Origin of the sequence: Methyloterricola oryzae (assembly GCF_000934725.1) — a bacterium.
Lineage (GTDB): Bacteria > Pseudomonadota > Gammaproteobacteria > Methylococcales > Methylococcaceae > Methyloterricola > Methyloterricola oryzae.
In genome coordinates, this window is sequence record NZ_JYNS01000002.1 from 343,762 (window position 1) to 358,087 (window position 14,326).

The following is a 14,326-nucleotide window of genomic DNA, read 5'->3' on the forward strand; positions in this document are numbered from 1 at the left end:
AACGCTTGCTTTGAAGAGTCTGGCGGCATTCATCATGCGCGGGCGCGTCCAGGCCGTGATTGGCGTGGCGGGACTGGCCTTGCTTTCGCTGATGGTTCCCTTGGTCAGTCTCTTCAGTTCCGCAGCCCTCGGGCTGGTGACACTCCGGATGGGCGCGCGCGAAAGCCTTTGGGTACTCGCGGTTTCGGCGCTGGTGGCGGCAGTTGCCGGGACATTGCTGATGGGCAACCTCCAGGCGGCCACGGTCTATGGTTTGCTGCTGTGGGTGCCTGTGTGGCCGGTGGCCATGCTCCTGCGCACCAGCGGCCAGCTGGCCCTGGCGCTCGAAGCGGGTCTGGCGCTGGCGCTGCTGGCGGTGGTGGGAGCGTATCTGGTCACCGGTGACCCTTCCCAGTTATGGGAAGTAAGCCTGCAGCGCCTGCTTGAATCCATGCGGGAGCACGCGCCGCCGGGGTTCGAAGCGTCCGAAGCCAATGAGCGGCTGCAGTTTTTCGCCCACTACATGACAGGGGTTGCGGCAGCCGGATCGCTCATGAGTCTGGTGCTCGGATTGCTGATTGCGCGGTGGTGGCAGGCGGCGCTGTACAACCCAGGCGGTTTCCGGGCGGAATTCGTAGCCCTGCGGCTGCATACGGGCGCTGGCTATGCCGGGATGGCATGCATTGCCTTGGCCTTGCTGGCCGACGGCGGGGTTTCCGAGTTTGCTTGGAACATGAGCGCCGTGTTCTTCGTGCTGTTTGCTGTCGCCGGGTTCTCGATCGTCCATGCCCTCCTGGGCCGCAAAGGTTTCTGGCTGGGCGGGATTTATCTGGCTTTGCTGGTGATCCCGCAAATCCTGCTGCCAGTCGCTTTTCTGGGCTTCAGCGATCCCTGGCTGAACTGGCGCCGGCGCCTTGCGCGCTCCTGATCGAACAACCTATCTGCTGAAAGCATAATTTTTGAAACGATTGAGGTATTCCATTCATGGACATCATTCTTCTTGAGAAAGTCGCCAATCTGGGCAACCTGGGCGACAAGGTCAGCGTCCGAGCAGGCTATGGACGCAATTACCTGATCCCGCAAGGCAAGGCGGTGGTGGCTACAGCCGCCAAGCTGGAAGAGTTCGAGCAGCGTCGCGCCGAACTGGAGAAGAAGGCGGCTGCCGAACTGGCAGCGGCCCAGGCACGCGCCGAAGCGCTGGGCAAGCTCAGCGTACGCATTGCGCAGAAGGCCGGCGATGAAGGTCGTCTGTACGGCTCCGTGGGCACCAAGGACATCGCCGAAGCCGTCACGGCGGCAGGTGTCGAGTTGCACAAGCACGAAGTGCGTCTGCCCACCGGCGCCCTGCGTCACACTGGCGACTATGAGATAAAGGCCCAGATCCACGGCGATGTGACCGCCACGGTGGCGGTTTCCATCGTTCCGGAATAAGGGAGCGGGCGGTTCGGTCCCTTTGGCCGAGCCGCCGTTGCTGACGGCAAAGATCAGCTAGGACGCCGTGCGACTGCTCTACAGCGGGCTATTTTATCTGGCGGTTCCTTTCATATTGGCGCGCCTGAGTTGGCGGAGCATCAAGGCGCCAGCCTACCGTCGACGCTGGGCGGAGCGCTTCGGGCTCTACTCGGTTCCTGAAGACAGCGGTGGCATCTGGGTCCATGCGGTGTCGGTGGGCGAGGCAGAAGCCGCATTCCCCTTGATACGTTTGTTGGCGGAGCGCCATCCCACGTCTCCTGTGCTGGTTACCACCACGACACCGACGGGTTCTGCGCGGGTCCGCGCTGTGCTGGGTAGCAGCGTACAACATGTATATCTCCCTTATGACCTGCCAGGCGGCGTCGAGCGTTTCCTCACGCATTTCAGGCCCCACCTTGCGGTGGTCATGGAGACGGAAATCTGGCCTAACCTCTTTCGTGCCTGCGGTGCCAGGCGCATTCCGCTTGCCATCGTCAATGCGCGCCTGTCGGAGCGGTCGGCACGCGGCTACGGGCGCCTGCCCGGCTTGACCCGAGACTGCCTTTCAAGCGTGGGTCTCATCGCAGCGCAAACCCAGGCCGACGCGGATCGGTTCATCCAGATCGGCGCGAAACCCGAAACGGTGTGTGTCACCGGCAATATCAAGTTCGACCTCAATCAGCCTGAAGGGTGGGCGGAAGATGCCGCCCAACTCCGTCTGCACTTGTTCGGTGGAAGGCTGGTGCTTATCGCAGGCAGCACGCATGAGGGCGAGGACCTGCCGGTGCTCGTAGCCTTTGCCGCGGCCAGGCAACAGTTTCGGGACTTGGCGCTTGTCATAGCGCCGCGCCACCCCGAGCGATTCAATGCCGTCGAGGCGCTCTGCGGCGCCCAGGGCTTCCGCGTCGCGCGGCGCAGTCAGGGGGTGCCGCTGGGTGACGCCGATGTATTCCTGCTGGATACCCTAGGTGAGCTGAAACAGTTCTATGCTGTCAGCGATCTTGCCTTCGTCGGGGGCAGTCTCGTGCCCGTGGGCGGCCACAACATGCTGGAACCGGCGAGCGCAGGCGTGCCGGCGTTGTTCGGCCCCCATCTGTTCAACTTCCTGGAAGTCAGTCGCAGCCTGCTCGAAGCGGGCGGAGGCATCAAGGTCCAGGACGGGCGAGAACTCGGGCAGGCGGTGATCGAGTTGCTGGCCGCTCCCCACCGCCGGGCGCAGATCGGCAGTCAGGCCAGACAGTTCGTGGAACAGGGGCGCGGCGCCCTGCAGCGTGTAGCCGATCGGTTGGAGTCGTTGCTCACGGAGACGCGTCTCCGCAGCAACGACTGAGAACGCTGCGCAGGCCATGGCAGCGAAGGCATTGAGACCACATTCAACGGAGTGTCCTACGTCATGACAATTGTGATCCAGCCCGTTGTGCTTTCCGGAGGGTCGGGTACTCGGCTTTGGCCCTATTCTCGGGAGGCGTATCCCAAGCAGTTCCTGGCCTTTGTCGGCGATAAGACCCTCCTGCAGGAAACGGTCGCGCGGATCGAGGACATGGAGCCGGAGCCGGCACAGTTCAAGATCAAGCCACCCGTGGTGGTTTGCAACGAGCTGCATCGCTTCCTGGTGGCCGAGCAGCTGCGCCAGATGGGCTTTGATAACAGCGCCATCCTGCTGGAACCCCTGGGCCGCAACACTGCACCGGCGCTGACATTGGCGGCGCAGCACGTGGGCAGTGAGGGCAACGACCCGATCCTGGTGGTAATGCCGTCCGATCATCACATCGAGCAGGTGGCCCAGTTTCGGCAGCGTTTGCTGGATGCCGCAGAATGGGCGGCCAAGGGCGCCGTGGTGACCTTTGGCATCGTTCCCGACAAACCGGAAACCGGCTACGGCTACATCCGCAAGGGTACGGCTGCGGGCGATCAGGCTTTCGAACTGGCTGCATTCGTGGAAAAGCCGGATGCGCTGACGGCGTCCAGCTATCTGGCGTCCGGTGACTATCTCTGGAACAGCGGTATCTTCGTGCTGCGTGCTTCCGTCTGGAGCGAGCAGATTCGCCGGCATCGGCCTGATATCGCCGGCGCCTGCGAGACGGCCCTGGCCTCGGCCAAGCGCGACGGCGATTTCGTCCGGGTGGACAAGGGGCAGTTTTCCGCCTGTCCCAGCGATTCCATCGACTATGCCGTGATGGAACGGCTGGCAGGCGCCGCGGGCGATGTGCGGGCTCTGGTGCTGCCGCTGGACGTCGGCTGGTCGGATCTTGGTTCCTGGTCCGCGCTCAGCGAGGTCAAGCCGCAGGATGACGATGGCAATGTGACCGTGGGTGATGTGTTCGCCAAGGATGCGCACAACTCCCTGCTGTATTCCCAAAACCGCTTCCTGGCCGCCGTCGGTGTCTCCGATCTGCTGGTGATCGAGACCACGGACGCCGTACTGGTGGCCCACAAGGACAGGGCTCAGGACGTCAAGGCCATCACCGATCACCTCAAGCAGACAGCACGCCAGGAGCATGTTTTCCACGCCAAGGTGCACCGGCCCTGGGGCGACTATGAAGGCATCGGCAACGGCAACCGCTACCAGGTGAAGCGGCTAACGGTAAAGCCCGGCGCAACCTTGTCGCTGCAACTGCACCACCACCGCGCCGAGCACTGGATCGTGGTCAAGGGCACGGCGCGAGTCACGCGTGGCGATGAGAGCTTCCTGCTGGGCGAGAACGAATCCACCTTCATCCCGCTGGGCGTGCAACACCGACTTGAAAACCCGGGCGTCATCCCCCTGGAAATCATCGAGGTGCAATCCGGTGGCTATCTGGGTGAGGATGACATCGTCCGCTTCGAAGATAAATACAACCGCATCGAACCATAAACACGCAGGAACCTATTCTCCATGGCGCTTTACTGTGGCATCGTCGGCTTGCCCAACGTGGGCAAGTCCACTCTCTTCAACGCATTGACCAAGGCGGCCATCGCGGCCGAGAACTACCCCTTCTGCACCATTGATCCCAACGTGGGGGTTGTGCCGGTGCCCGATCCGCGCCTCGATGCCCTGGCTGTCATCGTCAAGCCGGAGCGGGTGGTGCCCACCGCCATCGAGTTTGTCGACATCGCCGGCCTGGTTGCCGGGGCATCCAAAGGCGAGGGGCTGGGCAACCAGTTCCTGGCCCACATCCGGGAGACCGACGCCATCGCCCACGTGGTGCGCTGCTTTCAAAACGATGACGTGGTGCATGTGGCGGGCAAGGTCGATCCCATCTCCGATATCGAAGTCATTCATACCGAACTGATCCTGGCGGATATGGCCTCGGTGGACAAGGCGCTGCAGCGCTCCATCAAGAATTCCAAGTCCGGCAACAAGGACGAGTTGCACAAGAAGGAGATTCTTGAGCGTCTGACCACGCATCTGGATGCCGGAAAGCCGGCACGTTCGCTTGATCTGGACGAGGACGAACGGGCATTGATACGTGACCTGTTCCTCCTTACCCTCAAACCAACCATGTACATCGCCAACGTGGACGAAGGCGGCTTTCATGACAATCCGCTGCTGGATAAAGTCCAGGCATTGGCGGATGAGGAGGGAGCCATGGTGGTTCCCGTGTGCGCAGCGCTGGAGGCGGAGATCGCGCAGTTGGACGAAGCCGACAAGGCGGACTTCTTGGCGGATCTCGGGCTCGACGAGCCGGGCTTGAACCGGGTGGTTCGCGCCGGCTACAAGCTGCTGAAGCTACAGACCTATTTTACTGCGGGCGTGAAGGAAGTCAGGGCGTGGACCATACCGGTGGGCGCCACGGCTCCGCAGGCGGCCGGCGTCATCCACACGGATTTCGAGAAGGGCTTCATCCGTGCCGAAGTCATCGCCTATGACGACTTCATCGCCAACAAGGGTGAGCAAGGCGCCAAGGATGCGGGAAAATGGCGCCTGGAGGGCAAGGAATACGTCATGCATGACGGCGATGTGGTGCATTTCCGCTTTAACGTCTAGGGATTACTAAGGGATCTTCGGAACCGCCGACCGCGTCCTTGCGGAATCCATGAGTCCGGGTCAAGCCGGACTCTCGTTGTCGCATTCCTGATCGAAGCGCCGATCCGGCGGCGTCACGGTAAAGAACTTCTTGAATTGCGGCATGAAACTGGCCGTGATCGGAATCGAATAGAAGCAATAGATAGCCGCTGCTTCGCCGGTGGAAACGCCAAATAGCCATTGCGGCAAGAACAGCGTCGCGATGGCCATGCCGCAGTGGTAGGAAGCGATTTTCCAGTTATCCCGCCACAGGAACCCGCTCAAGGCTAGGGCGAACAGGGAACCATGGGTGGTGACCAAGCCGTAGGCGCTGGAGATGGCGTAGGCGATGTGATACTTGCCCAGGTACAGGCAGGACACCATGCGCCCGATGAAATTCGGCTCGATGTCGAACAGTTGGCGGTCATTCGGCATCTGACTAAAGATCAGGAAACATGAACTTAACACCGTGCCGATCATGAAGGCTTTCTTGAGCGCCGTCTTGTCAGACGAGTAGGTCGCCAGTGCCGGCATGATGGCAAACGCCTGCAGGCTTATGTGGTAGGTGGACAATTCGCTGAGGAACATATTGGTTCCGTAGCCGCACTGGTTCGCCACGGGATAGGCGAAGAACTGGATCAGTTCCATCAGGGAAAAGTGGAATATGGCGTAAGCCCTGGCGGTGCGTACCCAAAACCGCTCTTCCTTGTCCAGAAACGTGACCCCGGAGGCCACGAAACCTGCGATTCCCAAACCAAGCGACATGTCAGGACTGAAACACATAAGGACCCTTACTTTGAATTGTTGTTGGCGCGGGAACATCTGCGAAAATCCGGGATCGGCGTTTCTGGCGCCTGCAGCCCTCAAGTTCCGATTGTATACGGCAAAGCGCGTCAGCGCGACTCCATAGACTGCCTGCGCGGCCCTCAGCCGCTCCCTGCAGCCGATCTGTTTCAACAGTCATCACAGTTCTCCACTCACCAGAATGTGATGACACTAACCCAAAGCCGCCGCGCGTCCGCGGCAGGATGTCTGTCGCCAGTCGGTTACTTTTCAATCAGAGCTGCCAACGAGACCATAGCCGAGATCACCTAGGCAATCATGGGGATGGCCGTTCTTCGGCGCCGCGTAAGTGCCTGTTTCGGCTGCTTGTCGGCTTGAATAGCGGGACTCAGAGTCCATTAATCCGGCATTTCAAGGAGGGATAGAATGATCTTGGCACTCATCCCAAGGCTTGATATCGAGGGATCGTCTGGAGGTTCATGCCTTCAATGCATGCAGTTACCCAGCTTACGGTGCTTGGGTCACGCTGCGCCTTGCAGTTTTTTGCTGGCGTGCGCTAAGAGCGCCGCTCTGATGTCTTTGAACGCTACGGGTTTAACCAGATGCTCATCGAACCCGGACCGACTGGTGGATTCGACATCTGTTGGCTGACCGTACCCGGTAATTGCAATCAAGCTGGCGTCGCGGGTTTCGGGTCGCTCCCGCAACCGGCGGGCGACCTCATGTCCGTCCATGTCGGGCAAACCGATATCCATCATAACCACCTCCGGGCGAAAGGACCTGGCCCGAGCTATTGCCTCGGCACCGCTGCAGGCCAATTCAACCTGGTGCCCGTGATTGCGTAGCAGCAAGGCGAGACTTTGCGCGATGTCCGCGAAGTCGTCCACAACCAGAATGCGCATGGATGGGAGTCTGCCAGAGACTGGAGTATCGGCTGGCGAGACGTATCGGTAGGCGCTTAACAGTGGCAGACGAACCCGGAACTCGCTGCCTTGGCCTAGGCCCTCGCTGCTGGCCGACAGCGTCCCGCCATGCAGATCCACCAACCGCCGTGCCAAGCTCAGACCGATGCCTAGGCCTCCTTGAGATGCCCTAAGCGAGCGGCCAGCCTGGGCAAACAGGTCAAAGATAGGCTCAATGGATTCCGGCGCAATCCCTATGCCGGTATCCTTCACCTGTATCAGAGCGGTTTCACCATCGGAAACCAGCCTCAGTTCAATGCGACCGCCGTTCCCGGTGTATTTGGATGCGTTGTTCAGCAAATTGGCGAGCACCTCGGTCAGTCGGACTCGGTCCCCTTCGACCCATAAAGGCTCATTGGCGCGGTCGATAACGAGTTCCTGATCGCGCATTTCCACGAGTGGATGGCAGCTTTCGACCCCAGCATCGATAATCTGGTTCAGATCGATAGGCTCGCGCAGCAGTGTTACCTTGCCATTCATGATGCGAGCCACATCCAGCAGATCGTCGAGCAGCCTGGTCATTTGCCCCAACTGCCGCTCGATCACGTCGCGCGCCCACTGCTCGGAAGAATCTCGGGGCGGTTGCAACTGCAGAATCTGGACCGCATTTCGGATGGGGGTCAGCGGGTTGCGCAGTTCATGGCCGAGCATGGCCAAAAACTCGTTCTTGCGGCGGTCCGCCTGGCGCAGAATATCCTCAACCCGCTTGCGCTCGGTTATATCGTGGATAAACCCATACCACAGGACGCTGCCATCAGCGTCCTGAGCCGGTATGGACTTGCCCTCGACCCAAATTTGCCCTTTTACCGGGTGGTTCACGCGCCATTCGTCGTGCCAAGGTGCCAAGTCGCGGGCGGATTCGGCGATGCTCGACTTCAAACGCTCGACATCTTCCGGCGGGAGCATGTCGAAAACTGGAGCGGCATCCTGCGCCAACGACTCCGGAGGGATGCCGTAGATCTCCATGATGTTTGGGCTGGAGTAAGGAAAGGACATCGCTCCGGCCGGCGTTTGCCGAAAAGAGCAGATTACCCCTGGCGCGGTTTCGGCGATCTTGGTGAGCCTGCCTTCCAGTTCGAAACGCTGGCGCTCGGCGGCCTCCCTATTCGCAATATCCGCCTGTAGCTGCGCATTGGTTTGTTCCAGTGCGCGGGTTTGTTCGCAGACCTTGGCTTCGAGACGGTCATTGTATTGCGCTAATTCAAGCTCGGCGCGTCGGCGCACAGTGACGTCTTCCAGGGCGAAAAACAGCACCTCAACCTCACCAGCGTGATCCAAAAGGGGCGTCAGGGTCCAGTCCCAGTAAGTTGTTCCCCAATCCGGGTGGTCAGGAAAAACGAAGGGGCGAGCGTGCGCGTGGAACGGACGGCGGCTTCGCACGACCTCGTCGAAAATCGACCTGGCATCGCTGGGATAGAAGTCAAAATGGTTTCGTCCTATGAAGTCTTCCGGACGTTTCTCGCAGGCATCGGCATAGGCCTGATTGACCCGAACGAAGTTGAATTTGCGGTCCAGTATCACCAGAGGCGTGAGGGAATGCTGGAAGAATGCTTCGATGTAACGACTCTGTCGCTCGATTTCCTGAATGGCCACTCGCAGCTCTGTGGTTCGATCGGCCACGCCACGCTCCAGCTGCGCTTGGGTTTCCACCAGGGCTTTTTCAATCTCCATGCGTCTGGCGACATCACCCTGAAGTTGGATTGCATGATCGGTTGCACGCTGTAGCGCCTGCGCTTCGTGTCTTCGAAGTAAGGCCATGACGCCGCTCAGGAGGGTGCCGACTCCGGCCAGCAGCGCCAAGCGCATGATTTCGCTGGGTCTAGCGACCGCAAAGGAATGGTATGGCTCCATCAGGAAATAAGCGCTGGCAAACACACTTGCCACTACCGTCGACAAACCTGCGCGCAGGTTACCATGCCATACCGCGAGCAGAACCGCGGCTAGGCACAACAGCACCGGCGGGTTGTTACCGAAAACATGCTTAAACTGCACCTGAAAGCCCACCAAGGCGGCGACAGCGCACAGGCCCGTGAAATAGCCATCGCAAGCAAGCCCTTTGGCGTGAAGCATTGTCGTTTTAATCATCCTGGCTGAGACACGGCGTTAGGTTACCAGAGCCCCTGGAATGTTCCATTTTCATGTAATGTCGGCGGGTATCACAGCCGGACTCTTCGAGCCGTCTTTGCGGCTTCCCAGCACTGTCTCAAGAAGCCATCCCGCGGCACCCGAACCCACAACGGCAATGTCTGAGCGTCCCATACGTTACGGCAGTTCTATCGCGACCACCGGATCAATCGTGAGAAAATCAACACCCATTACTTTGCGCCTGAAGAGAGGCTCAGTGGTTTCGACCTGTGCCGTCAGGACGCGATATTGCTTGGGAGGAAGCGGATCCGGCGAGACTTTTAGTCGCCAGGTGCCGCCGACGATGCTGATTCCAGGCCCAGCCACGGCATCAAAGACCGGCTGGAGGCAAATCTCGCTGATATCGTCCGGAAAGTCGTCGCAGATGATGATGATCAGCCGCTTGGGGTCAGCTCCAAACAATGATCCTGAAAGTTCAGGCGTCGTTGAACTCGTGACCGTATTCTTACGGTTTACATAGCTATAGTCTGCCTGGACACTGAATCTCTTGCCCGGTTGGAGGACATCCTTTGTCACCGCCAAAGACCACGAAAATGTGATCCCGTTCGTCTGCGGGACGAGGTCAAGGGGCAGTTCGTTTGAATCGCCATCGGCGAAAAGGCTAATCGCCAGGCCATTGGCGTCTGCCCCGCTCCACGTGCCGGACAAATTCACCGCGTTCGGAAAGGTAACGAGGTCAGGTTGATTGATACCCAGGGTTTTGCCCGTTGAGGCGACCGTAAATGGCCGATCAATCGCTCCCGCCTGCTGCGCGCATTGCGGATCAGGATCGGTGACCGCTATGCTGGCGGAGCAACTTGTGTTGCCGGCCAGATCCGTCACGAACAATTTCAGGTTGTATTGGCCAGGGGCGAGTCGCTCCGTGACATCCATCTGATAATGGCCTTCCGAACTCAATAGGATGTCATAGGGTCCAAGAACTGGGCCAAATTCGGTTCTTCCATCGGCGAGTAGCTCACGCAGTTCTACATAGGCCCGGCCGCCGGGCGGGATGTCGACGATGAACCAGGACTCCGAGGAGGTCTCAGGAAAACGTCCTGGAAGCTGATTTTCACTGATACCCCCGGGGAGCGGCGTTGGCTTCTTTGGGGTAACAGTCAGAACGAGGACCACACGCTGGACTTGCCCGGGCAGTTCTGCCCCGCTGGCGTCGCGGCCGACCGCGGTAAAGGTGTACTGACCCTCGGGATATTTGTCGGTGGACAATGGAAAGGACCATGTTCCGCCGCTGACACTCACGCTTCCGAGTTCGGTCACGCCTTGAAACAAGACCACCTCCGCTACATTGGAGGCTGCCGTGCCGCGGAGCGCATTCACAGGGCCTTTTGTTGTAAAGTCCTGGACCTGCTCCGGATCTCTGGGATCGCCGATAGTATCCTCATCCAATTGGGTGATGGCCAGGAGATTCCCAGAGGGTATTGTGCTGTCGCAAGGACACGTAACGCCGCTCAACTGCTGCGGGATGGCACTCGCGCTGAAACACTTGGCAAGGCATGCATAGTCACCTGCTGTCATGAGGGCAGCCGCCCTGGCCCGCAACTGCGATAACGCATCCCACTGCCCGGCTTGGCTGGCCGGCGCGGCATTGAAGGCGCTCCCGGTCTCAACGATCTGCTTGCGCTGCAGCTCTGTCAGGTTCAGTTGCATGGCTGGCGCCGCAATGAGCTGGCTGATTTGAGCGGCGTTCGCCATATCCAGGGGTTGCTGCATACCCGGCAGGGTGGCGGCGAGGTTTCCAAGGAGTGCTTGCGGGGCAGCGCCGGATGCGGCCAGGGACAATTCGAGCACCGTATGCAGTTGGCGATCCAAGCGTTGTAATGCCAGGGTTTTTGGTTTGTTTGAGGGGATGAAACTGTAGCTTTTCAAGGTATACGACGGACTCAGCCCAAACATCGCAGGGATACGACGCGCTTTGACCTTGTGCTTATTGAGCAGAAGCTGCCAGACGGTGCTTAGGATGCCGATCCCTTTAGCGTCTGCCGGCGCTGATAAAATGAATGGATTCGGGGTTGCAGAACCCTGCTCGGCGCCACCTGACATAAATAGCTTGCCCGGTCCCTTTGGCGCTTTGAAGCGTCCCTCTGTGTTGGTCGCGCACGACTTATCGCGCGGCGTCAACGTACCAGTCTTGTCCCTGTCCTTGAAAATAGTGGCGCCGATAAATCGGGTGCTCAAGCCGCCCGTCGAGCAGGTCGCTGCTTGTGAGGCCGAGCCATTCGCCAACAGCGCGGCAGCTAAAAGCACTGTTATGGTGGTCATGAACCGCTGATTCGTGTGCCGGCCGAGCGGGGTCAAATCCGAGTTCATGGCGTGCGTCATTGCAGATTCCTCCAAACATAACAGTGCCTAAACGCTGTGCCGGACCCGCGTTCCCGGTGGTGATCAAGATCTGTCCTAGTACAGAATCAAGTCACTTCCTTTGGGCGGAAGCCCCCCCTTGCCGAGTATCGATAGACGGCTTTCCTGGCCTCTCGCGCAGTAGTTCGGATCCAATAAAGTGCCTTCGAAGGCGGGAGCGCCGAGGTTGGAAAGGACGCCGTTCAAATTGAGCTGAGGTGCGGTCGAGCGGATCTGATTGCTCAGCCCACTTTCGGAAACCGCCTGAATGACATTGTCAAAGATGCTGGATTTCTTCCACTCAAACCTTTCTCTCCCCTGGCGGAACACAGGCTCGTAGGCGAATTCCTTGCCGTTGAGCGTGCTGCTGCTCGGGATAAGGGCCTGCAAGTCGAGGTTGATAGAGCCGCCATTTCCGCTAATGGCGTTTGCCTCGATTGCCCCTATGTCAAGCACCAGGGAATCGGCGTCGATCAGAATGTCGCCGCCGTTTCCCGGATCCGCCTTGACTGAGGTACTCAGTTTTGAGTTGCTGAGCATGAGGTAGCCGCTGCTGATGGTGATTCGGCCACCGTTGAGACTTTGTGCCTCGGTTAGAATCTTCGCGCCATTTTCCAATGATACAACCGGTGCGGATATCACAATGGCGCCGGGTCTAGACCCAGCGGGCTGGGGCTGTTCGGATTGGTTCTCCAGGGAAATGTTGCCTTTCCCGTTCGCGATTACCTGGCTGGTGGCCGACACCGCAATGCTGCCGGTCCTGCCGCTCGAACCGGGGCCAATTGAGCGGGCATTGATGCTGCCTCCGGACAGGTTCACCTGATCTGCGGCAACGCGGACCTTCCCTCCTCGACCGGAACTATAGGTGTATCCCGATATCTCACCGCCCGCAGCGATCGTGACGCTTCTAGCGGCCGAGACCGACACGCGGCCGGCATTGCCGGTGGTCAATACATCTTCAGACCCTGCGCCGGCGAGAATGCCGGTAGCCAGGCCCTTCTGCGAAGGGGAGGCCCTGCCTAGGCGACCGTCGATGACCAGGGCGCCCGGGGTGCTTACCTTGACGGCGCCTGCTGCGCCTGTACCCAACGTGGAACTGGCGATGATGCCTAACCGGCGCAGGCCGATACCCCGTTGCGCGCTCACTGTGACGGTACCCCCTTGTCCCTGGGCGTCGACGTCCGTTTGAGCCCTGATGCCCGACTGAATGCCATCACCGTCGATCGTCAGTTGACCAGAGCTTCGAACCCGAATATTGCCGGCCTTGCCGCTGGAAAAAGTGGTGGTGCTGATTTCTCCGCCTGCCGTGATCGAGATGTTGCCTTTGGACTGGATGTCGACCGATCCTGCGGCGCCGGCACTGTTGGGCTCCGCTTGCGAGTAAACGCCGACCGCCAGGCCAGGTGCGTCCGCCGATCCACGAATGACCAGATCCCCGCCGGTCTTCACCGTGACACCACCAGCGTTCCCAGGACCTTCTTTGGAGCTTTCGAGATAGCTGTTGCCTGCTTCCTTTCCTGTGCAACTGACATCCTGACAGGCTGTAATCAGAAATTTCCCGGACGTTTTGACCTCCACCGGCGCGCTGCCGGCGCCAGGTTTTACGCCGTTCAATTCCTTGGCGCTGGCTGTTACGACCGATTTTTGCAGGGTCAAGTCCCCGGCCTGTAATGTAATGCCATTGCCGGGAGTCGTCTCGGTTGCGCCGCGATTGTTCGCCGACAGTCTGGAGCTCGTAAGCGCGACGGCGTTGCCGGAAATGGCTATCCGCCCCGCGCCTTCCCCGGATACAGTCATGGAACTGTCCGAAATGGAAAGGGAACCCGCATTGTGTCGGGATGGCAGCTTTTGCGGCAGGGGAAGTTGGCCTTCAGCCGTTCGGCTCAGGCTCACCTCGCTCTTTCCGCGTGTCGCCACCAGCCTGATTTCGCCGCCCGGTGCCCTGACATTCGATCCAATGAGGCCGACAGAAGCGACCTGCACCTTGCCGGCCACGCCATCAAAGGTCTTGCCGTCGGCCGCGTTCAGCGTGGCGCCGTTGATTTGCAGCAGGGCATTATTGGCCCGAGACGAGCCGAGAAAGCCGAAGGCAGACGGCGTCGCGCTGCTGAGTGAGCTTCCCGCCGGCGCGCTGGCGCTGTAGCGCTTGCCGTCAGCGAACGTCAGCTGGTCGGCGGTGCTGACATGAACCGAACCCGGGACATCGATGCTCGCGCCTTCACGAAAGGTGACTCCATTCGGATTGATGAGATAGAAGTTGGCGTGGCCCCCTGGTGTCGAACGGAGCGTACCATCGATTTCCGTTCCGGCGGGTCCGGTGACCCGGGTGACGACGTTGTCCACGCTGCCGGTCGCCGTCTCGCGGAAGGTGACGGTTTGCCCGCGATCGATGTTGAAGCTGGAAAAGCTGTGGAAAAGGTTGGGTCCCGCCCGACTGCCGATACTTTCCGGAATATCGATGTTCTTGCCGGACAGGACTTGCACCGTGCCCGCTGCGCCAGGACCGCCGACGCTGCCGTCGGTGACGATGCCGCCCGCGGCCAAAGACGCGCCGCTTAGGCCCGCATGCATCAAGGCGCAGACGAATGCCCGGTTTGCTGTCGTCGAAAGCTTCATGTCCCTCACTAGCCTTCAGGTCCGTGGAATCAGCAATTTGTCTCCCCTCAAACGACGGGATTGTTCC

Annotated in this window: 9 protein-coding genes; 5 read left to right on the top strand and 4 right to left on the bottom strand. The window is 59.9% G+C overall.

All coding sequences use genetic code 11. The features are described from left to right. Nucleotides 1-34 precede the first annotated feature (34 nt). The 5 genes from EK23_RS05355 (at nt 35) to ychF (ending at nt 5,398) form a co-directional block, all read left to right on the top strand. Nucleotides 35-907 (top strand): YybS family protein, encoded by an 873-nt coding sequence (locus EK23_RS05355; protein WP_045224446.1) that lies wholly within the window; start codon nt 35-37, stop codon nt 905-907. Nucleotides 908-963: 56 nt separating this feature from the next. Beyond that, complete coding sequence (gene rplI / locus EK23_RS05360) at nt 964-1,410, top strand: 50S ribosomal protein L9 (RefSeq protein WP_045224257.1); 447 nt, start codon at nt 964-966, stop codon at nt 1,408-1,410. 67 nt (nt 1,411-1,477) lie between these two features. Continuing rightward, nucleotides 1,478-2,761: a lipid IV(A) 3-deoxy-D-manno-octulosonic acid transferase gene (gene waaA, locus EK23_RS05365; RefSeq protein ID WP_045224258.1), complete on the top strand. Its 1,284-nt coding sequence runs from the start codon at nt 1,478-1,480 to the stop codon at nt 2,759-2,761. Between the two features lie 63 nt (nt 2,762-2,824). Further along, nucleotides 2,825-4,285 carry a mannose-1-phosphate guanylyltransferase/mannose-6-phosphate isomerase gene (locus tag EK23_RS05370; RefSeq protein ID WP_103557138.1) on the top strand — a complete coding sequence of 487 codons (1,461 nt, stop codon included), beginning with the start codon at nt 2,825-2,827 and terminating at the stop codon, nt 4,283-4,285. Nucleotides 4,286-4,306: 21 nt separating this feature from the next. Then, a complete protein-coding gene (ychF, locus tag EK23_RS05375; RefSeq protein ID WP_045224259.1) occupies nt 4,307-5,398 on the top strand; it encodes a redox-regulated ATPase YchF in 1,092 nt (363 codons plus the stop codon). Between the two features lie 60 nt (nt 5,399-5,458). Here ychF and EK23_RS05380 read toward each other — a convergent pair whose 3' ends face one another. The 4 genes from EK23_RS05380 to EK23_RS05395 all read right to left on the bottom strand — a co-directional run bounded on the left by EK23_RS05380 (nt 5,459) and on the right by EK23_RS05395 (nt 14,259). Next, on the bottom strand, nt 5,459-6,199 hold the full coding sequence (locus EK23_RS05380) for a DUF5765 domain-containing protein (protein WP_045224260.1): 741 nt from the start codon (nt 6,197-6,199) through the stop codon (nt 5,459-5,461). A 521-nt stretch (nt 6,200-6,720) separates the two neighbouring features. Beyond that, a complete protein-coding gene (locus EK23_RS21515) occupies nt 6,721-9,246 on the bottom strand; it encodes a hybrid sensor histidine kinase/response regulator (RefSeq protein WP_082053957.1) in 2,526 nt (841 codons plus the stop codon). Between the two features lie 177 nt (nt 9,247-9,423). Further along, nucleotides 9,424-11,625, bottom strand: coding sequence for a hypothetical protein (locus EK23_RS05390; RefSeq protein WP_045224261.1), 2,202 nt, complete (start codon nt 11,623-11,625; stop codon nt 9,424-9,426). A gap of 75 nt (nt 11,626-11,700) precedes the next feature. Continuing rightward, the gene (locus tag EK23_RS05395) at nt 11,701-14,259 is read right to left on the bottom strand and encodes a two-partner secretion domain-containing protein (protein ID WP_082053958.1); all 2,559 of its coding nucleotides are present in this window, start codon (nt 14,257-14,259) and stop codon (nt 11,701-11,703) included. Between the last annotated feature and the right edge of the window lie 67 nt (nt 14,260-14,326).

Coding starts and splice junctions, on each gene's coding strand:
- EK23_RS05355 (WP_045224446.1), top strand. CDS start 35: ATGCGCGGGCGCGTCCAGGCCGTGATTGGCGTGGCGGGACTGGCCTTG.
- rplI (WP_045224257.1), top strand. CDS start 964: ATGGACATCATTCTTCTTGAGAAAGTCGCCAATCTGGGCAACCTGGGC.
- EK23_RS05370 (WP_103557138.1), top strand. CDS start 2,825: ATGACAATTGTGATCCAGCCCGTTGTGCTTTCCGGAGGGTCGGGTACT.
- ychF (WP_045224259.1), top strand. CDS start 4,307: ATGGCGCTTTACTGTGGCATCGTCGGCTTGCCCAACGTGGGCAAGTCC.
- EK23_RS05380 (WP_045224260.1), bottom strand. CDS start 6,199: ATGTGTTTCAGTCCTGACATGTCGCTTGGTTTGGGAATCGCAGGTTTC.
- EK23_RS21515 (WP_082053957.1), bottom strand. CDS start 9,246: ATGATTAAAACGACAATGCTTCACGCCAAAGGGCTTGCTTGCGATGGC.
- EK23_RS05390 (WP_045224261.1), bottom strand. CDS start 11,625: ATGACGCACGCCATGAACTCGGATTTGACCCCGCTCGGCCGGCACACG.
- EK23_RS05395 (WP_082053958.1), bottom strand. CDS start 14,259: ATGAAGCTTTCGACGACAGCAAACCGGGCATTCGTCTGCGCCTTGATG.